This is a genomic window from Psychrobacter lutiphocae DSM 21542, assembly GCF_000382145.1.
GTDB lineage: Bacteria > Pseudomonadota > Gammaproteobacteria > Pseudomonadales > Moraxellaceae > Psychrobacter > Psychrobacter lutiphocae.
Map to the genome: position 1 here is coordinate 17,903 of NZ_KB907631.1, position 21,162 is coordinate 39,064.

Annotated in this window: 12 protein-coding genes; 1 reads left to right on the top strand and 11 read right to left on the bottom strand. The window is 40.7% G+C overall.

What is annotated here, in order from left to right; genetic code table 11:
• Window positions 1-3: 3 nt before the first annotated feature.
• From clpS to H140_RS0105310, 9 genes are all read right to left on the bottom strand, one after another.
• Window positions 4-426 carry an ATP-dependent Clp protease adapter ClpS gene (clpS, locus tag H140_RS0105270; RefSeq protein WP_026348851.1) on the bottom strand — a complete coding sequence of 141 codons (423 nt, stop codon included), beginning with the start codon at window positions 424-426 and terminating at the stop codon, window positions 4-6.
• Window positions 427-653: 227 nt separating this feature from the next.
• Window positions 654-1,448, bottom strand: a complete 795-nt coding sequence (locus H140_RS0105275) for a hypothetical protein (protein WP_033426861.1) — start codon at window positions 1,446-1,448, stop codon at window positions 654-656.
• Between the two features lie 530 nt (window positions 1,449-1,978).
• On the bottom strand, window positions 1,979-3,046 hold the full coding sequence (gene argC / locus H140_RS0105280) for an N-acetyl-gamma-glutamyl-phosphate reductase (protein ID WP_019672620.1): 1,068 nt from the start codon (window positions 3,044-3,046) through the stop codon (window positions 1,979-1,981).
• 110 nt (window positions 3,047-3,156) lie between these two features.
• Entirely contained in the window at window positions 3,157-4,266 is a 1,110-nt protein-coding gene (hemE, locus tag H140_RS0105285) for a uroporphyrinogen decarboxylase (protein WP_019672621.1), read from the bottom strand.
• A gap of 100 nt (window positions 4,267-4,366) precedes the next feature.
• The gene (gene proB / locus H140_RS0105290) at window positions 4,367-5,587 is read right to left on the bottom strand and encodes a glutamate 5-kinase (protein WP_019672622.1); all 1,221 of its coding nucleotides are present in this window, start codon (window positions 5,585-5,587) and stop codon (window positions 4,367-4,369) included.
• A 112-nt stretch (window positions 5,588-5,699) separates the two neighbouring features.
• Window positions 5,700-6,914, bottom strand: coding sequence for a GTPase ObgE (obgE, locus tag H140_RS0105295; protein WP_019672623.1), 1,215 nt, complete (start codon window positions 6,912-6,914; stop codon window positions 5,700-5,702).
• 551 nt (window positions 6,915-7,465) lie between these two features.
• Window positions 7,466-8,899 carry a glyceraldehyde-3-phosphate dehydrogenase gene (locus H140_RS0105300; RefSeq protein WP_019672624.1) on the bottom strand — a complete coding sequence of 478 codons (1,434 nt, stop codon included), beginning with the start codon at window positions 8,897-8,899 and terminating at the stop codon, window positions 7,466-7,468.
• A gap of 397 nt (window positions 8,900-9,296) precedes the next feature.
• Entirely contained in the window at window positions 9,297-9,476 is a 180-nt protein-coding gene (locus tag H140_RS16205; protein ID WP_019672625.1) for a hypothetical protein, read from the bottom strand.
• Window positions 9,477-9,969: 493 nt separating this feature from the next.
• A complete protein-coding gene (locus tag H140_RS0105310; RefSeq protein WP_019672626.1) occupies window positions 9,970-11,142 on the bottom strand; it encodes an NUDIX domain-containing protein in 1,173 nt (390 codons plus the stop codon).
• A gap of 233 nt (window positions 11,143-11,375) precedes the next feature.
• Between H140_RS0105310 and hemP the strand changes: the two genes are divergently transcribed.
• Window positions 11,376-11,540, top strand: coding sequence for a hemin uptake protein HemP (gene hemP, locus H140_RS15445; RefSeq protein WP_011960827.1), 165 nt, complete (start codon window positions 11,376-11,378; stop codon window positions 11,538-11,540).
• Between the two features lie 358 nt (window positions 11,541-11,898).
• Here the strand turns inward: hemP and H140_RS0105320 are convergent, their stop codons facing one another.
• Window positions 11,899-16,956: a translocation/assembly module TamB domain-containing protein gene (locus H140_RS0105320; protein WP_019672627.1), complete on the bottom strand. Its 5,058-nt coding sequence runs from the start codon at window positions 16,954-16,956 to the stop codon at window positions 11,899-11,901.
• A 330-nt stretch (window positions 16,957-17,286) separates the two neighbouring features.
• Window positions 17,287-21,003 (bottom strand): autotransporter assembly complex protein TamA, encoded by a 3,717-nt coding sequence (locus H140_RS14000; RefSeq protein ID WP_019672628.1) that lies wholly within the window; start codon window positions 21,001-21,003, stop codon window positions 17,287-17,289.
• Window positions 21,004-21,162 lie beyond the last annotated feature (159 nt).

A 21,162-nucleotide genomic window follows, 5' to 3' on the forward strand; every position in this document is an offset into this window, starting at 1 on the left:
CATCTAGTCTTGATGTGGCTCAATTTGACACAGCAATGGATAACCTTCTTTGCGTGCGGTTTGATTGACATGCTGCGCTTTGGTCTCAGCGATATCTTTTGGATAAATACCTGCAATACCGCGACCTTTATGGTGAATATTGAGCATGATGTCAACCGCATCATCAATATTATGGCGAAACTGTGACTGTAGAATATAAACCACAAAGTCCATCGGAGTATAATCATCGTTATACATCACCACTGCGAACATTGGTGGCTTAGCCAGCTCAGGCTCCGCAACCATTACATCGACTTCACCTTCTTCTTCGGTGTGTTCATCAGTCAATCGTGATGGCAAGGTGATGGCTGGTGGTAAGATGGGCTCAAAAGCTGGATGATGCCAATCTGCTGTCATGGATTTACTCTTTATCGTATCAGTATTCATTAATCGCTTCATAACATTGATGTCATATCAGGCAAAAGCTGATGTCTTTATTAAATCTTTTACTTCACTTTCAGATTAAAACACAACTCAACAAACAACAACTTTTCATATTAAGATACAACTCAATAATTGTGAAAGCTGGCACTTGTACTGAAAGTTGCTACTTGTGACCCAACAAAATATGATCTTTTATTAAAGGCTTATGAAATTAATAATGGTCACTACCACTAATTGCTACTATTGTCATCAGTTACAGGGCGTTGGTCTGTTTCTGGAATTTCAGACAAGGACATCGGCATCTTATCTATCGGACTAGATAGCTGCCAATTATAAATCTGTTCCACTTTTTCTTCATTAGCGACCAATTCCAGTTTTGCTTGTTTGGGACGAAAACCTTTAGGCATCACAAAGCGACCACGAATACGTGCTATCCCTTTGATGTCATAAATACTCGGCTCTAAAGGTACTTCTACCAAGCTATCTTCATCTAGCAAGGTCAACTTAGGTCTTAATCGATGTTGCCTACCATCTTCTGCTAGCATGGCAACATCAAAGCGATACTCAAATGCATTCTCTGGTAACGGCTGTATCTTAGCACCGACAATCTGCAACGGTATGCCGCCTTGTGCGATAAGGCTATTCGCATACACTTCATTAACCTGCAATAGTTGCAAATTTGCCACTTCTAGATCTTGGATATCGGTACGCAACTGACCTAAATTATTTAAACTAATATCACGCTCTTTTTTGGTAGCATCTAACTGTTCGGTTAATAAAGCTACGTTACTTCTAAGCTGCTGAATACCTTCCGCACTTAATTGTAACGATTCGTTTTTAGCTTCAAAAGCTTTTTGTGAAGCTTGATAACCACGGTAATAACCGAACTTATGACCAAATGCCATCGCAATCACGCCAGTTAATATCAGAGCACTAACAAATAATACCAATACCAGCGGACTCATGACACTTTTAGATGACTGCTTAACAAGTTTGGATCTGGGTTTGCTAATTTCGGTAGGCATGTGTTTTAGACTCGCATCTGGTGAATCGGCAATGAGTTAAAGCATCAAGATAATTCATAATGATAAAGTTATATGCCATTATCGCTTATTTATAACTAATCCTGTCTATTACAAATTAAATAATAAAACTGGACCTTGATATTAGATATATAGCTATTAGACATATTGATATTTAATACATTGACATTAAAGTTAAGCCCAAAACAATTTTGGGCTTAATATTATACCTAACTCTAGGGCTAATACCTAACATAAGCTTAGTCGTGATACGCATTTAAAGCATTCATTTAATACCAAATCTGAAAATTAAGATATCGAGGAAAAAGAGTGTAAACGCTACAAGTAGTAGGTTTAGCGAGTTTGACAAAGATAGATTATTTTTCAGAAAAGGTATAATATTTTTTGTTAACGCCATACTACCTAAGGCATAGATTAAACTAAAGGCACAAAACTCATTTGTATATAAGCTAAGCGACTGGTTAGGATACATAAAACATTTACTTTCAAAGGGAACATAAGTTAAGGCAGGGTTAAGGCACAACAGGCACATGACTAAGCCCTAATGCCTCATCAAAACCAAACATCACATTCATACACTGTACCGCCTGTCCAGCAGCCCCTTTAACCAAATTATCTTGCACTACCATGACAGTCGCCTGTTTTTTATTTGCATCTTGATAAACAGCTATACGCAATATATTACTAGCACGCACACTGCGAGTATCTGGGAAATCACCTTGTGGTAACACATCAACAAACGGCTCATGTTGATAAGCAGCTTCATATAATGCTTGCAAATCCACCGCAGCGCCAGCATCAGTTAGACTAAGGTGAATAGTGGTGAACATCCCACGAATCATAGGCACCAAATGTGGTACAAATCGTATATTATGCACAAACTGGCTAGCTAGTAATTGATGTACACCTTGCTCAATCTCAGGTAAGTGACGATGTCCCGTCACCCCATAAGCATTGAAATTGTCTGTCGTTTCGGCATAGTTTAAGTGTAACTTCGCCTGACGTCCAGCACCTGAGACGCCAGACTTTGCATCAATAATAATAGAAGGCTCAATCAATTGCGTATTTTGTGCATTTTGTGCTTCAATAATAGGCTTTAAGCCCAAAATCGCAGTGGTTGGATAACAGCCAGGATTACCAATCACTTGTGCAGACTTAATCGCCTCACGATTGACTTCTGGTAACCCATAAGCGGCTTGCTTTAGTAATTCAGGACAAGCGTGTTTATGCTGATACCACTGCTCGAATGCCTCAAGCGATTGCAAGCGAAAATCTGCCGCTAAATCAATCACTTTCACTCCCGCATTGACCAGATTTTGAGCTTGCTGCATCGCCACGCCATGTGGTGTGGCAAAAAACACCACATCACACCCAGCTAAAGCATCAACCGTTTGCTCACCTAGATCGCTGTATACCAAGTCTGAAACACCTCTTAAACTTGGAAAAACAGAAGCGACCGGCTTGCCCGCTTCAGCACGTGAGGTTAACCATTTAATCGAAACTTTTGGGTGTGAAGATAACAGCCTTATAAGCTCAACGCCTGTATATCCAGTTCCACCAACTATGGCAACTTGCAACATATCTTATCCTATCTGATTATTATTCTATCTTTAGTAGATAAAATTAGTGGGTAAATTTTAGCATGATAACTGGCTAACATGATAACTGGCTAGCATGGTAACTGGTGATGCTACAACTGATAGCTGTGTACCGCATCAACAAAAACTTTGGCATTATCAGGATCTACCCATTGCGTAATACCATGACCTAAATTGGCAATATAACCTGTCTTTTCACCCGTCGCATAAGCATCATCTAACATAAGTTTCACAGCTTGACGGATAGAGTCCGGTGAGCCATATAAAGTCGCTGGATCTAAGTTACCCTGAATAGCGGTGCGCTTATTACTGCCTTTATTAGCTTCGGCAATAATCACTCTGGCTTTATCCAATGGCATCGTCCAATCTAGCCCCAAACAGTCAGCATCACTGTCTGCTTGTACGTCTAGCCACAAGCCACCACCTTTGGTAAATACCACCACTGGAATATCTGGATGACGCTTTTTAAGCTCAGCAACCACTTGCTTGTTATACTGATGTGAGAACTCTACAAACTGACGATGCGCCAACGCACCACCCCAGCTATCAAATAACTGAATAATTTGTGCACCTGCAACAATTTGTGCATCCAAATAATCAATAATAGCGGCATTTACATGTGCCAATACTTGATGTAAAAACTCAGGCTTACTGTATAAAAGTCCTTTTGTAAAACGGTAGTCTTTTGAGCTACCACCTTCTATCATATAGGTAGCCAGCGTCCACGCACTGCCTGAAAAACCAAATAAAGGCACCAGACCATTTAGCTCTTTACGGATACTAGTCACTGCATCCATCACATAACTCAAAGAATCATTGGCAATAAACGGCTCGAGCTGTTTAAAGTCAGCTTCAGTGCGTAAAGTGCGCTTAAACTTTGGGCCTTCCCCAGTTTCAAAATATAAGCCTAGCCCCATCGCATCTGGAATGGTCAAAATATCACTGAACAAAATGGCCGCATCCAAATCAAATCGTCTCAACGGCTGCATGGTCACTTCTGTCGCTCGGGCAGTATCTTTACACAGGCTCATAAAGTCTCCTGCTTCAGAACGTGTTGCCTTATACTCTGGCAAATAGCGACCTGCTTGACGCATCATCCATACTGGCGTGACATCGACCGTTTCAAAGCGCAAGGCTTTTAACAAACGATCATTTTTTAATGGTGCAAAGTTATGTGTCGTATTTACATTAGTCATTGACATAAATATCTCTTGTTATCCTTGTAATTAATATAACTTGGTTATTGCTGATTACTTTTATTTGTTAGAATAACTACTTTTTAGGCTCATTTTTTACAAACAGTTATTTATTCAAAATAGCCATATCATCTCGATGAACCATGACTACCCTATCTTCAGATTCACCTAAAATCTTATCAAAACTATGGGTGCGTTTACGTGCCACACGCCGAGCTTCTTCAGAAGAAAAATTGACTTGACCCACAGCAATGCGTTCTTGGGTATCTTGACTGACCACAGCCACCACATCACCTTCATCAAAGTCACCTTGGATATCGACCACACCGACAGGTAGCAAGCTTTTTCCTTGTACCGTAATGGCGTGCTCAGCACCTGCATCAATATATAAGGTACCTGCCATACGCAAATGAGCGGCCAACCATTGCTTTTTAGCAATAATTTTATCTGCCTGATTGGTGCTAAGTAGAGTTCCTACCGATTCGCCTGCGGCCACACGAGTAATAACCTTATCTAGGCTACCATTTGCGATTACAGTCGGGCAACCACCCATGGCTGCCAAACGAGCAGCACGAATCTTGGTCAGCATACCACCACTGCCCAGCTTACCGCCTTCACCAGCTATATCAAATAAATAATCTGCCATCGCACGCTCTTGACGAATCATTTTTGCATCTGGATTATCACGGGGATTGTCAGTAAACACACCTTCTTGATCAGTTAAAATAATATACAGATCAGCATTGACCATGGCTGCAGCCATCGCACCTAAAGTATCGTTATCACCAAACTTTATTTCATCAACAGTAATAGTATCATTTTCATTAATGACAGGTAACACTCGCCACAGCAGTAGCTTGTGTAGCGTGTTGGCGGTGTTCAAATAACGGTTGCGATTTGACAAATCATCATGCGTCAACAAAATTTGAGCACTTCGTACTCCACTTTGTATCAATGCTGAAGACCATGTTTCGATCAGTCCCATTTGCCCAATAGCGGCACAAGCTTGTAGCGCTTCTAGTTTTTTGGGACGCTCATCAAGTCCCATGCGTACTACGCCTTCAGCAATCGCACCTGAAGATACCAATATAACCTCTTTACCTTCATTGTGTAGCTGTGCAATTTGACTGGCCCACTCATAAATAGCAGTACGATCCAAACCTTTGCCATTATTAGTCAGTAATGATGAGCCTATTTTGACAATAATTCGTTGTATATCAAAAGATCTGTTTTCTATGGCAAATCGATTGTCATCGGCAGCTATTGGCTTAGCAATACTGCTTTGTGGTTTATTTAAATCTGTTTTTTTTTGCGTATCCGCACTCATAATCTTTTCAACCCAAAATGAATACAATCAAAAAAATCGCATCAACTTGATAATAATAAATCGCTAACCAGTTACTAAACTTGCCAGTTATTTTGAGGTTATTGTCAGTCGCTTAAGGCGCATAGATAACTTCGACACCCTCGTCATCGTCATCGTCATCGTCCATATCCATCTTTAATGCAGCTTCACGTTGTGCACGACGAGCTGCACGATATGCTTCTTTTTGCTCCTCAGTATTTAGACGCACTTCTTCTTCTAAACGAGCAAATCTTTCACGTTGCGCTTCAGCAAAAATTGGATCTTCTTCTTCACGCTCCTGCTCACGCTCAATTTCATTCATCAAATGATATTTGACCGCATCAACGCCTTCTCCAGTCAAAGTTGAGGTTCTAAACACCGCACCTGTCCATCCTAGCTCAGCAACGATATGTAAGCATAGCTCATTTAATTCATCTTCATCTGGCACTTGATCAATTTTATTGAGAATTAAAATCTGTGGCAAATTGGCCAACTCAGGTGAAAAACGCTCCAGCTCATTTAAAATAATGCGCCCATTTTCAACTGGATCACTACCATCAATAGGCTTAATATCAAGAATATGCAATAAACGGCGGGTACGTGCGACATGTTTTAAAAATCGAATACCTAAGCCTGCCCCTTCAGATGCGCCTTCAATTAATCCAGGAATATCAGCCATGACAAACGAGCGATGCAAACCAACATCTACCACACCCAAGTTTGGTACTAGGGTGGTAAACGGATAATCAGCCACTTTTGGTTTGGCGGAAGAAACTTGACGAATAAAGGTTGATTTACCCGCATTTGGCAAACCAATCAAGCCGACATCGGCCACAACTTTTAGTTCAAATTTTAACTCTTTTAACTCGCCTTCAAATCCAGAAGTCGCTTTACGTGGCGCTTGGTTGGTCGAGCTTTTAAAGTGAGTATTCCCTAAGCCACCGTCACCGCCTTTTGCCACCAATAGCTCTTGTCCAATTTCTGTTAAATCACCGATCACTTCACCTGTTTCATTATTAACAATGGTGGTGCCAATTGGTACACGCAAATAAATATTATCTGCGCCTTTTCCTGAACAGTTTTTGCTTTGCCCATTTTGACCACGACCTGCATCATAACGGCGTGTATAACGATAATCTACTAAAGTATTGGTATTATCATCCGCAATGACTATCACATCACCGCCTTTACCACCATCACCACCATCTGGGCCACCTCGGGGAACATACTTTTCCCGACGAAAGCTCACAATGCCATTACCGCCATCTCCTGCTTTGACAGTAACAATTGCTTCATCAATAAATCGCATTGGTCTTGCTCCCTAACTTTTCTTAAATTGATCATATTTTATAAAATAATTTGCTAAAAATAAGTAGCAAATTGATAACTGTGTATTCTACATCATTCTTAGTCGCTAATTACTACTATTTATTTACATCAGCTGCCTGAATTTGGCTCAACAAAAGTAGCTATCTTCTAGTTTCGTGCAACAAATCAAAAATATCTTATTTAACCCCACTCTCAACTTAAAATGCAGGCTGTGGTTTATGCGAGATTTAACTCCCTTCCTTTCCCAAAGGAAGGGCTGGGGATGGATTTTCGGTAAACATCAATAAAATCCCCCTAAATCCCCCTTTGAAAAAGGGGGACTGCCATCCTTGTCGATATTTTGTAACAAATGAGCTATACAGATACTGTCAATAAACCAATTATTGATGTTGCCAACTATTCTTGTTGAGATTGACGTTATTTCAATATTATTTAATAACTGTCATAAAAATACCCGATAACCATAACGATTATCGGGCATCATTGCAAATTGTGCTAGATATTTATAGCACTATTGGCACTTATTCTAGATTAGGCACTGATGTTGGTGTAGTGAATACCAGCCATTTGTGCAGCCACTCTCAATACCTGAGTGCTATAACCCACTTCGTTGTCATACCAAATATAAACGGTGGCATGATTGTCAGTGACGATAGTCGCTTGCGCATCAACAATACCTACTTGCTTAGTACCCACAAAATCTGTTGAAACAGCTTCAGTTGAGTCAGTGTAAGCAATTTGTGACTGCCAAGCATCGCTTTCAGATACTTTCTTGAAGAAGGCATTTAACGCATCAGCGCTCTCTGGTGCTTTCTCTAAGTTTAAGTTTAGGATAGCCATACTAACGTTTGGTGTTGGTACACGAATGGCATTACCAGTTAGCTTACCATTTAATTCTGGTAACGCTTTACCTACTGCTTTTGCAGCACCAGTACTGGTGATAACCATGTTTAATACAGCGCTACGACCACGACGATCTGACTTATGATAGTTATCGATTAAGTTTTGGTCGTTGGTGAAGGCATGAATGGTTTCAACATGACCGTTAACAATGCCATACTCATCGTTGATTACTTTTAACGAAGGTGTGATGGCGTTAGTGGTACAGCTGGCAGCACTAACAATAATGTCATCGCCAATGGTGTTGTTGTTCACACCATATACAACGTTTTTAATATCACCTTTTGATGGTGCTGTTAATAGTACTTTTTTAACACCTTTGGCTTTCAAGTGCTTACCAAGACCGTCTTCGTCTTTCCAAATACCTGTGTTATCAATGACTATCGCATCTTCAATACCATAGCTGGTGTAATCAATTTCGCTAGGATCATTGGCATAAATAACTTGAATAAAGCGTCCATTGACTAAGATACCTTGATTTTCTTCATCAACCACGACTGAGCCTGAGAAAGTACCATGTACTGAGTCACGCTCAAGTAATGACGCACGTTTTGCCAAATCACCTTCTTTACCTGGACGCACCACAAAAGCCTTTAATTGTAAGCCTTTATCGGTAGCCGCTTCTTCTAATAATAGACGGGTTAAAATACGACCGATACGACCAAATCCGTATAATACAACATCGGTCGCTTTACTAGCAGCGGGTTGTGACTTGTCTGCTTTTGCAAAAGCATCTGCCACACTTAGCTTATTTTTTACCAATTGACCTGCATCAACAACCGCTGTTGCAATCTCTTGATTGTCAGCTACTTGCTTAACAATTGTAACGATATCATCGATATTAAGCGCATTGCTTTGGTTGTGATCTGCTGTTTGTTGTACTTTTGTCAGTAGATCAGCAGCTGCCAATCCATTAAGACTTTCACCAAACAAATTTACTTTAACATCTTTCCTGGTGTATAGCTCATGAAGCTGATTGGCCAACTCATAAGCTTTATTCTCTTGCTGCTGGTAATCGGCCAAGTATTTTTGGTGTAATTCACGACGCGTATTAGCATTACTCACAATAGTCTTCCTTTGGTCCAATGAAGTGAAGGATGAATAAAAAATAGTTGCGCTAGTCTCTACGTTATCAACCCGTTAACAAACGCATTGATATGCCCAGTAATCGCATTAAATCAAGAGTGTCGGTACTTGTTAATGCTTTTAAGTGCTTATTGTTGCTGTCATCGTCTGTTTTGGATTATCCAGTGTAGATAGTAAAGGTTTGCGCATAGATTCTAAATCATATTGACAGTTTTAGCCAGTCTGATTCACCCTTATCACTTATATATAAAATCATTTATATATAAACAAAGATATATATAAATAAAGAATTACCCTGATTTGCCATTTAATTTATATGATAGCTTTATTTATCCGATAGGATATACCCTGAGGTTATGAGATTATAATAAGATGGTCAAGGAATGTTGCTCACCTCTACCTCTGACAGCATTTGTATTTGCTCAACAGGTATCGTCTGGGCAGAAGCCACTGAGTAGGCTGCCAATGGAATTAAAATCAATAACGCAATGCCTGTGTGTTTCAGCAAGGCATTCATAAATGCTCGCTCTGGAATATTATGATCATATTTTTGCATAGTGGTCTGCGTTTTTAGTGAATAAATGATAGTAAAGGATTGGCTGTTAGTATTATTGGTACTTCATTATCGGTACTTCCCACTTAATCGGTACTTCCCACTTACAACTTTTACGTTGAACAGGTGGCTTAATACCTCATATCCTTAATACCTCATATATTGTAGGCAACCAAATTGATACTTACTATCGATAAAGTGTATTAATACGCTAAAATTTGTAAAATCTATCGTTACTCAGCAAGCACTTTGTTTAACTAAGTTACAGCCATTTTCTGTATTAATATTTATCGCAAACTTTGTAACCTACACCAGTCCAAACCTTGAACTGCATAGTTTGACACGCAGGGTGAAACTTCCTCCACTTCCCCTTTGAAAAAGAAAGACTTACCACTTTTTTAGTTGTTTGGCGTATAAGATAGTACTGATAAATTAGTTACTAAAATAGATTGAGCTGTCGCATAAGCACTGGTTTATGAGTGCTAGTAGCAATACCTTAAACTAAAAATTGACGTATTCCAGCTACTTTATCACCTTGATGATAACGAACTTGGCACAAATCTGCTGGCATCATTCCTCCTAATGCAATAACTGGAACTTCTGCTAGCTGTGCCATTTGTGCAAATTTTTGCCAGCCTAATGCATCACGCTCAGGATGGGACTTGGTAGGAAGAACTGGCGATATATAAGCACCAATGACTACTGAGAGCCTCTGATTTAATCGATATCGAGCCAAATCATTTAATTGTTCGATGCTGGTAGCATCATGACAGCTGACCGTAATCGGCAAATCAGGCAAAATAGCTATTGACGAGTTTGATTGTTCATGACAATCAACATGGGCTTGCGCCTGTATCTGACGATGTGCTTGCATAAGCTGCGCTTGGGTCAAATGCTGTGCTCTGATTTGCGTTGGCATCTGACCACTGCGCTGCAATGCTTTTGCTAACTGACTATTAACAATCAGCTGTACATCAGCACGCCTTTGTATTAGTTGTAATAGCATGTGCTGCTGCTCTTGCATATCTACTTGTTTTAGGCGCACATATACCCAGCCATTGACTGGTAAGTGGCGAGTATAGTAATTCAACCAGTGTTGGGCATGCTGACTCAATTGATTCACTTGACTTGTAGAGTTCTTAGCAGTGTTGGCAGTATTTTTACTGCTAAAGGTTGCAAGATCAAAGTAAACCAGACTATTAAACGCATCCAAATCATAAGTAATACTAATACAATCACCCAACTGCAACCAAGCCAAAATTGATTTATTGGCCTCAGGTAGTTGGTAATGTTGCGCTAATAAATCGGGTAAATCAACCCAAGTTAATGCTTGACCCTCTTGCCCTTGTGTATACTTCAACTGTTGCAAATATTGAAACTTAGATAACTGTACACGAAACACATGCAAACAAACCTGCTTTTTGGCTGTAAGATCTGAGTAAGTATGACGCAGCACACCAAGAGGATTAATTTGACTACCTTGAGAGATATCTAAGCCGATTTCTTCTTGCACCTCACGAATAAGTGCTTGTAATGGTGACTCATTGGGATCTAGCTTCCCACCAACAAATTCATAGCGGTTACCTTGGTGCTGCTGTGCGTCACGAAAGCTTAATAAATAATGTTGTGCGTAATGAATTACCGCAATTGCAACCTCTATTTGTTGCATAGCCTCTCCTTTTAAAAAAGTATAAACCCCTGAAAAATAAGTAATTTTAAATTTTTATTGTTAATTTTAACAATCTGATGCAAAAAACACTTGCAAATTGCTTCATAATAAATGATAATCATTATCATTAAAAAAACCAAATAGACTTTTGAGAGAGAAGCCTATCTGGATTACTCAGTAAGTTGCGTACTGAGTCTTTGTAACAACCACGAACTTATATAAGGAATACGACTATGGCTACCATCATTTCTCGTGCACTTCGTTTACGTGATAACCAGCTTCCCATGTTACAGTCTGAGCATCTTTTTGCCTTAACTAAAGAAGTTAGAATTCAGCATGAAGGTGAAGAGTACCGGTTGCGCCTGACTAGAAACAATCGTCTAATCTTAACCAAATGAATCTTAACTTAATAGCATAATGCTAATAAAGTTATAGTAATGCTGAAACTTATCTTATTCTTATATAGTTTAAGTTTGAGCTCATATAGTTTGTTAAATACGTGTAATCATCTGTAACGACCAACTCATAAGTACTAATCAAATAAGACATCATATCGTTAAAAATGTTAAACCAAAGAGGACAGCCCACAAGCTGTCCTCTTTTGTATTCTATTCTCTCTATCTTCTGTAGTTTTTAGACCTCTTATTTCGCCGCAGCTCTTTTCAACCTCAGCTCTTAGGCAACTCTAGTTGCTACTCTAAAGATTGATAGGCTAAAAAAGGACACCGCCCTAATTAACCTCTAACCAAGGTACAACTAGAAACGGAAACTATATACCACATCGACTGCGTTTTCGATAGAAGATGTCGCTTGAATATAAATACGACGGGTTAACTGATAACGTAATGACAAGCTATTTTGTGCACTAAACACCCCCACCCCATAGCGAATATACAAGTCTGGTGTAATATAGCCTGTGACGTTAACATTGGTATCATCACTGCTACCCGAAGCATCAATAGTTAAACGCTCAAGCCCAAAGGCATCACCGATACTATTAGTTAAACTATTGGCACCACTTAAACCTAAACTTAATCCTGCCGCTGCCAAGTTATGAGTAACCTGCGACTTAAAACCTTCCTCACTAATCTGTGTTGCCCCAGCATTTGAAATACGTCCTGTTACCAATGCATTCATCGCTTGCTGCTGAGTCAATCCTGCTTCATTAAATACTGTAATATTTGGCTCAGCAACATTGCCTTTAACTCGAATCCCTACATCATAGCCCTCTATTTCTCTGGCAGCTTCAATGCTAAGCCTTGGGTTGGTCACGTCACCATTAAAGCGTATCTGACCATAATTAAGCTCAAGGCTTTGTCCAAAGGCATCAATACGAGTGCGGCGACTGACCTGAATCACCCCTAAAGCCGTCATAGTCCCTTGCCCTTGTTGCTGTAAATGTAGCGCACCTGCTAATGGAATGACTGCACCAAAGCCACGGAAGTTGATATCACGTCCAAGATCTACCCCAATCTCAGCATTAATAGACCAGGGCTTAGAGATGGCCAAAACTTCGTCAATATTACCAACTAGTTCACGATCTAAAACTACCACATCCTCAGACTTAGTAACTACATCTGCATTGGCCTCAGGTGGGCGGATGGTAGCACTTGGTATGGTGATGGCACCAACAATATTGACATACTGCTGTTGTGGTTTGACAATTATATGAAAGTCAGGGTTGACTTTGGCAAATAATAATGGTGGCTGAGTTACATCCAACTCTTCACCCTTGATGCGCAGCATCGCCTGCAGCTCTTGTTGCCAATTCACTTCACCGCTGATATCCCCTTTGCCCTCACCACTCATGAAACTACCTTCAATCTTGGCTTGCTGACCACGTATTCTTGCTTTGGCATTAATACTGGTCAAATTAACTGGCAAGTCTAACATGGCCACTGTGGCGTCTTTTAGATCCACATCACCATAAAAGACTGGCTTAGATAGCGTACCACCTAGCCCACCAGCCATAGTAATATTACCGCCCAATTGACGCATACCAGGGAAGAAAGGCTTTAATACCGCTAAGTGAAATTCATTTAATACCAAGGCACCAGATATTGGTTTTTGCTCTTTATAAGGATCTACGACAATATCTGCATAACCACGTGCACCCTGACCACTATTAATGTCAGTACGTATCTGTACCCCATTGGCAATCGAGCGTACGATTAAAGAGATGCGCTTGTAGGGCAAGCTAACAGGGTCTAAGTAGCTGTCTTGCTGCATCCCAATCTGGCCATTATCTGTGTATAAAGTAGCATTGATGGTTGGATCCACACCCTTGCCCCAAGCCATAACTGCCTTACCGTTTAATGTAGATTTCCAGCTAAGCTCTTTGGGTAAAAATGGTGCAAACAAGGTGGTGTCAATATCCTGAATCGCTAGATTGACCTGACCTTGATCTGCAGCAGCTACTAGATTTTCACGCAGACAAATCTTGCCTTCTTGATTAGTCGCTTGCCAGCAATGAGCTGCCAATTGTAGCTTGGGCTTATCATTAGCAAAAGAGGCGTTCAACTGCGCTGGCTGACTTTGCGCTAACGTCATATGTTTAGTAGCAATCCTACCGTTACCAATGACACCTTGCCAACTCTGTGCTTGTCGATCCAAACTACCTTTTACTACCGCTTGCAAGGCGACATCAGTTCCTGCGCTTACTGTGTCCGCTTTGACCGTTAATGTATGCGATTGTTCAGTTCCATTAAATGTAGCTTGGATATTAGCAATTTTACTTTGTGCAGCCTCCATACCCTCAACCATTACTACCAGAACACTCGGGCGCTTGGCAAGATCGACAATCTTACCTTTTACACTTCCATTGGCCAGGTACACGCCAGGCAGTCGCAACTGCTTGCTTTCTAAATCGACATAAATGGTTGGTAACGCTTGTCCTTTTGGCTGTACGAGTGTCAATCCACCTAAAATATTGCCAGAAAACTCAGATCCAACTTGGGTCAAATCACGAATATTAACCTTGGCTTGCAAGTTTTCAATGTTACCATTGGCCAATACCTCGTTATCTCCCCAACGCAATAATAGATTATTAATATTTAAGGTATCTACGATACTTTTGACAGTAGCTACTTGATTGCTAGTCTCTTCTGTTTTTAAGCGTGTTAAATATTGATCCATATTTTTTGGCAAATGCAAGGTGGTCTTTAAACTACCTTGTGTGCTTAATGGCTTACCATCAAGCTGACCACGTAGCGCCATTTGGCTGATATTGATCTGCTGAACACTGTCCTTCCAAGCACCTGTACTAGAAACACGGCCTGTAATATTACTGGGTACATCGCTAACAAAGTATCCCAGATTAAATTCCTCCATTACCGCATTAATATCCCAAGATACGCCATTTTTAACAGTAACATTACCTTTAGCGACCAAGCTTCCTGCCTCACCAATATGACTAAAATTACGTACGTTAATGCTTTGTGCATTGCCCCCAGCATCCAACATCAACTTGCCCTTAGGTAGTTGTGGCGTATCAATAGCACCATCAAACTTAACATCAAACGCACGTAAATCACCCAACTGAGTTTGATTGTCACGCCAATGTCCAGAGCTGGTTAAATCACCAGTCACAATACCTTGAGTTTGTGGTACAAAAAATCCGACATTAAACTCTTGAGTATTGGCACGCACATTCCATTTAATGCCATCTATTAAATTCACATTACCTGATGCCAAGAGGCTACCAGCATCACCTTTATGGCTAATATGCTTAATATTAATATTATTTAAAGCGCCGTTAACATCCACTTTTAGCTCACCGTTAGGCAAGCCTTGCGAAGCTACCTGACCGTTAAATCTAGCATCAAAGTGCTGAACCTCTCCATCAAATAAATCCACTGAGCCATCACCACTCCCAACAACTTTGACATAACGCGCTTCTGTGCGTTGCGACTGAGTTTCTATGGTCTGACCTGATTGTAAGTCGGCTACTTTGGTATCTGGAACCACCACTTGTGCTGTCAGTTGTGAATCCAAATCTGCTGCTTTTAAGGTAAATACATGGCGCTGACCACTAACGGTTTTACCCTTTATGCGTTGGGTGATATCCAGTATTTTACCGCTGGCCTCAAGGTGACCTGCCAATTTACTAACTGGGATGTTTTCACTGAGCGCTTGTGGTTTGAGCTCTCGCGTATTGGCAGTTATCTCCCAACTTAGGGGGGAGGATTTGCTGGCAAGCAGAACACTGCCCTTACCCGATAAATCACCCATAACACCTTTATAGTCAATAACTGACAGATTAATACGATCATCTATTTTGTTTAGACTCAACTTATAGTCGCCAGCTGGAGCAGCATTGAGCTCTGCAATTTGAGCATCTGCTTTTACCCACAGTTTATTATCACGCAGTTGCACATCTACCACCCCATAAGGGCTATTGATATTGCCTACCTGTGGGGTATTTTGACGCTTTAGATTTTGCCAACTGGCATCAATATACCAAGGCGCACTGAATCTTGGATTTCTAGGGGTTTCACCTTGGACAACCTTGGCTTTCAGTGTTTCGCCATCTTTTTGTTGTAAATTGGCCTGAATCTGCATCAGTCCATCTTTATTTTTTAAATCAAATAAAAAAGCCAGTTTGCCATCAAGATATTTGGGCACAAAATCAGCGGCTGGCTGCGCTTCTTCTGGCAATAACGCCGCCACTTGATAGTCATTACTATAAAGCATAGCCTTGATATTAAAGTCATTTTGCCAGTCTAAAATCCCTTTTGCTAACAAATCACCATCTGGGGTATGCGCCTTTAATCGTTGGACGTGCAAGGCACCAAAATCAACAATATTAGCACGACCTTGATAAAGACCACTGGGAATATTATTGGCCAATAGTTGACTGTTAATACGTAACTCCAGATCCGACAACACACCAGATACCGTTGCCAAACCTTGTTGCAATCGAATGTCTAGCCCTTCGGCATAAGGTATCGAAACCTCATCCCAAAACAACTTAGCAGAAAGCGGAGTATTTGCATCCATACCTTGAACAGTAAACTCACCATTAACCTTACTGTTATTGTATTTACTACGTAACTTACCATAGGTTCGTTTTAAGCTACCTGTGGCTTCAATTTCAATAGGGTCTATATAGGCCTGCTCTAGATTATGTACAGTTACCACTGTTGATAAGTCTAGAGGATAGCTGTCTGTTAGATTGATTGAACCTTTTAATTCAGTAACATCCACCATATCTCCATAGTTTAAGCTGGCTTTACCTATATCTAATTTGGTGCCAACCCATGTCAAATCATCTGCATAAATATCAGTGACAGTTACTGGTTCTTTATCTTTTTGATTATAGATAATCTTATTAATACGTGCCTGGTCAAAGCGCAAGTCAACTGGTAGCTCAATAGATTTATAATCAAAAGGGTCATCTGATGGCGGATTGTTATTATTAATTACAATCGATTCGATCTGAGCATTGCGCAGATGTACCTCTTTCGCAAGGATAGCCCGCCACCCAACTTGTACAAAGGTATCTAAAAAGTGAACATTAATCCCTTCTGCTGCATTCATACTGATACTTTTTACCAGTAAACCATCACGCAAATTACCTTCACCATATTCAAGCTTAACACCAGTTTCCGACACAATCTTTTCAATTAAAAACTTAGTGCCTTTATCACTGCCAGCCATAATGTACACCGCAACACACAGTATAACCAACAAAAACAATAACAACGCTAACAACTTGATCAACCAAGATGCTAGAAAAGAACGCTTAGCCTGAGGTGATCTAGGCTGCGTATTATTTGGTTCCTGTTCAGACTGTGGCATTTGTGATGTGGTCATAAAATCCGTAAGCTACTTATTATATTTAATACCTTTTCTAAAAAACAACCTATCTTTGTCAAACTCTCTAAACCTACTATATGTAGCGTTTGCACTCGTTTTTCTCGATAGCTTAATTTTTAGATTTGGTATAAGTTATATCAAAATTTTTTTTAATATTAGGGGCTCTTAAATATGGCGTTAAGGTTAATGTTCATAAATGTACTGAAAAACTGCTTTAAAAAATGCCGCTCATAGTAAATCAAATCTGACAGCTAAGCAATATGATGGAGTCCTAGCTGCGTTTTGCTGCTCTCTTTGTCTTTGTGTCGCTGCAATTTCTGGCTGTGGCTACTGTAACGGAGAGCCAATAAAGAAGTGTAAGCGAATCGGAATACTATCTTCTAATACTCCAGCACCGACATCCACACGCACCATCCCCACAGGCGATGCCCAGCGCACACCAAATCCAAGACCTAGCTTAGTTTCTGCCTCAAAGTCCTTATCATAAGCATTACCAACATCAGCAAAAACAGCACCCCTTAGCCCTGGCTTAAACTCATAGTTATACTCTGCGCTACCCACAGCCAACACTTGACCACCGACCAAGAAGCCCTTTTCTAAAGCTGACAAACTATTGTAATCATAACCTCGAATACTGCGATCACCACCTGCAAAAAAACGTAACTTATAAGGCACTGCTTCAAAGTCGTCAGCCCAAATATAACCCCCATCTAAGCTGGCCAATACCTGATGCTTTTTATCTTCACCAAAACTATATAAGCCACTGACACCTGCCCTAGCAATTGCAATATTAGTATCTGTCAGTGCATTTTTTGACCCAGCTTCCAGTGAATAATACTGGTGCCATCCTTTGGTTGGGTTCAGTACATTATCGGCTTTAGTTCTATCAATTTGATAGCCAAGTAATAAGGCCTCTTGCTTAAATCTTGCACCTTCACGATCAAACGGTACAGGCAGGTTTTCACGAGCAGGACCTTCCACGCCACTTTCTAGCTCATCAAGTCGATATCGAAGCGAAAAAGTTTGGTTCCAACCATCTTCTTTCCGAATGTTGCGCGCAACACCTGCTTGAATGGTATTGGTTTTTAAGTCTAGATTACCCTTACCCTGATTAATCTCTTCTTGCTCAAAACTGATATTACCTGTCAGTGTATCATTTAGTGGATGCTTCCAGGGCCTACTGCCATGCAGGTTAATACTACGATTAATCTTCGACGCACCAACTGCTATACCTGCCTGATAACCATCCCTATTAATTAGATTGTTTTCCAATCTTGTGACTGCCCGTACTCCCGTATCGGTACCATAACCTATACCAAAGTCTACATCTCTTGGCTTATCAGCACTGACGAATACATACAAAGGCACTGATTTGGTTTCTGCTACTTGCTGTGGGGTTTTACGGTTTGCCAACACAGTTTTACTTAAATCATCTGGTAAAAATGCAGTCTCTGCTAATGGATCTTTTTCATCTGGCAGCACCTTTTTCACCGTATTACTTATAGTATTTGCAATCTTTCCGAGCAAGCCCTTGGCCTCTGCTTCTACTTCATCTAACACCCTATCATCAGGCAGACGCGATAAGCGCTCGGCTTTTGCACGTATTTGCGCCAGCTTTTCAGTAGTTTCTTCATCGACTGAATATACAAGAGGAGCAAGCTCTTCTTCAAAGTCATCAAAGCCACTTTCTGTACTGCCTGCATTATCTGAACCTGCCTCCGCTGTCAGCTTATCAAGATCCTCTACTCTACCCTTAGCATTAGCCCCAGCTTTTGGTTGCTGACCGTCTGTTTGCAGCTTACCATTATTTTGACTGATATCGCCTTTGCCATCACTATCTGCTTGCGTATCACTAGCTTCAGCATTATCTGTTATCCCTTGCAGTTCGTTTTGTAAGACATCATCACCTTCAGCTTCTGTTTGTTCAAAATCCAGTACCGCTTTAGATACTCCTGGGCGAATGGTCTCAACGTTAACTGAGTTAAAATACTGTGTCATCGATAAGTCATTGGTAAACTTAGTTACCAAAGGTGCAGCAAACTTATCGCCAGCTTTAAACTCATGCAACTGATGCAGCAACTCTACTTTTACTGGTAGCTTATCTGGATCTGTGGTGAGCTGACCTGTTTCTTTATCAATAGTAAAAAACACGACTTCATCAAAGCGATAGCGCTCACCCGTATCATAAATCAAATCAATATCTGCCGTATTATCTGGCAAAATTACATCCACTGAACGGTTTAACCACTCTCCATCAAAAAAGCCAAACTGCTCTTTGGTAGCTTCAATCTCATGCTTCGCAGTCTCATATACGCCATGGTTAAATACATCTCCCACTTTGGGTGGTGCTGTATTGGCGATGGTCTGAAACTCTTTTAACGACTCTCCCTCACCTCGAATATCTACGATACGACTCGAAACTTTTACAGGATCGCCTAAGTGATCGATGACCACCGCAATCTCATCATTGGCTATTTTTTTAAAGCTAAATCTAATATCATAATAACCAACGGCTTGCGCTGCGTCTAATGCTTCCTGATTTAGCTTAGGCACAGCTGCACTAAAGTCTGTTATAGATCCTGCTGGAATATTCTCCATCGCTGCCTTGATATTGGTAATCGGTTGCACGCCTTTATTAGCAGCAACCAACCTTGGGTCAGAGCGACTCAATGCTATCTCTAGCTGCTCTTGCCCTAAAGCAACACCTGTCTCGTTAAGATATACTTTTGCTTTTAGTCTTGGTAAGCTGCTAACACCATCATTAAAAAAACGGTTATATAGACGCTTTACTAAGCCTGGCTTGGCTTCGGACTCCTGTTGATCTGTCTGCACCTGCACATTTTCTTCATCATCAGTAGCACTATCGATCCCATCGAGCATTGACTGCTGCTGGGTAGCGGACAGCTGATTTTTAGAACCTTTATGCGCCGGCTGATATTCTGGCAAATAATCCTCTGGGTTAATCTCAGCTTGTTGATGGCCATTTTGTTGCTGTACCTCTTTTGCCATCTCATTAGAGATATTACCTTGAACTTGTTGTGTCTGATTAACGCTATCTGTTTTTACTGTGCCTTCTGTGTCAGTATCCTCTATGCCTAAAGTCTGACGATTTGACGGATTCACTATTGCAGGATCTAATTGACTGCCAAAACCTATCGGTGGTTGCTGTGCATCAAGCCGTGCTACTGGCTGCTCAAAATCTACTGATAATTGTGAGCCAATCTCAGCTAACAGACTGTCTAGCTGCTCGGCTGTATGCAACACCTCAGCTTGTTCTGGGTCAGTACCAACTTGATTGGCATCTAAGTGACGGTCTGTAAAGACGCGCTCAAAAATAGCATCACTACTGTTTTTGCTATTACCATCTAGGCTAGGATTGAAAGTATCATCTGTATTGGTGGCGTGACGGTACTGATTATTCTGTGTATCTGCTAACACCGAAGACTGTTGCTGATTTGGCGTCTGCAATGTTGACTCTGGCAATCTGCTATCAGTATTAGTACTGCTGCTTTGCGTCTTAATCGCAACATCAACTGCATCATTAGAGACTGATGACTTTGACTGGTCGCTAGTTGAGCGACTACTTGAGTTGAGTGTTTCGCGTTGATAAGCCTCTAAAACACTGGCATCGATCAAACCCTGTTCAACTGCCCGTTTTAATCTTAATGCAATTAGTGCTTGCTCTAAAGCAGCATCAGATGTTGCGGACTGATTGGCAGATTTGTTTGTTTGCCTCGATGTTTGTAGCTCTTTGGTTGCAACACTACTGGCTTGTTCGATTGCTTGCTGTGCTTGAGATTTTGACTGTTCTTGAGCAGACTCAGATGAGGCATGGGTTGCCGTATTGGTTGCGGCATTAGCCAGTGCTGGTAAGCAAACCTGTGTCAACAAGCAAAGCGATAAGCCATAGGCTAACTGTGAGTAACGAAACGGTGATTTGAAATTTATCTTGGCACAGACTAGTGGCGCACCTGACGACTTCAGGTACTTATGACTCACTAACTTTGTGACAACCAGCAGCGGTGGCTGTTGTTGACTACTCATTCCCAACCTCATATCTAGTCACTTATCTTGCTAAAAACATGCTCACTAAAAATCTGTTAGCACTTATCGTATTCGTACTTGTACTTGTATTGCTATTCTTATTTTGCTCATTTAAAAAACAACCTAGTTGTGATAATTAGTTGTCATAAAATGTCGCTA

Bases quoted from the DNA above. Each gene is read 5' to 3' on its own strand.
- H140_RS16205 (WP_019672625.1), bottom strand. From the start codon at position 9,476: ATGCAAAAATATGATCATAATATTCCAGAGCGAGCATTTATGAATGCC.
- hemP (WP_011960827.1), top strand. From the start codon at position 11,376: ATGGCTACCATCATTTCTCGTGCACTTCGTTTACGTGATAACCAGCTT.
- H140_RS0105275 (WP_033426861.1), bottom strand. From the start codon at position 1,448: ATGCCTACCGAAATTAGCAAACCCAGATCCAAACTTGTTAAGCAGTCA.
- clpS (WP_026348851.1), bottom strand. From the start codon at position 426: ATGAATACTGATACGATAAAGAGTAAATCCATGACAGCAGATTGGCAT.
- hemE (WP_019672621.1), bottom strand. From the start codon at position 4,266: ATGTCAATGACTAATGTAAATACGACACATAACTTTGCACCATTAAAA.
- argC (WP_019672620.1), bottom strand. From the start codon at position 3,046: ATGTTGCAAGTTGCCATAGTTGGTGGAACTGGATATACAGGCGTTGAG.
- proB (WP_019672622.1), bottom strand. From the start codon at position 5,587: ATGAGTGCGGATACGCAAAAAAAAACAGATTTAAATAAACCACAAAGC.
- H140_RS0105310 (WP_019672626.1), bottom strand. From the start codon at position 11,142: ATGCAACAAATAGAGGTTGCAATTGCGGTAATTCATTACGCACAACAT.
- H140_RS0105320 (WP_019672627.1), bottom strand. From the start codon at position 16,956: ATGACCACATCACAAATGCCACAGTCTGAACAGGAACCAAATAATACG.
- H140_RS14000 (WP_019672628.1), bottom strand. From the start codon at position 21,003: ATGAGTAGTCAACAACAGCCACCGCTGCTGGTTGTCACAAAGTTAGTG.
- obgE (WP_019672623.1), bottom strand. From the start codon at position 6,914: ATGCGATTTATTGATGAAGCAATTGTTACTGTCAAAGCAGGAGATGGC.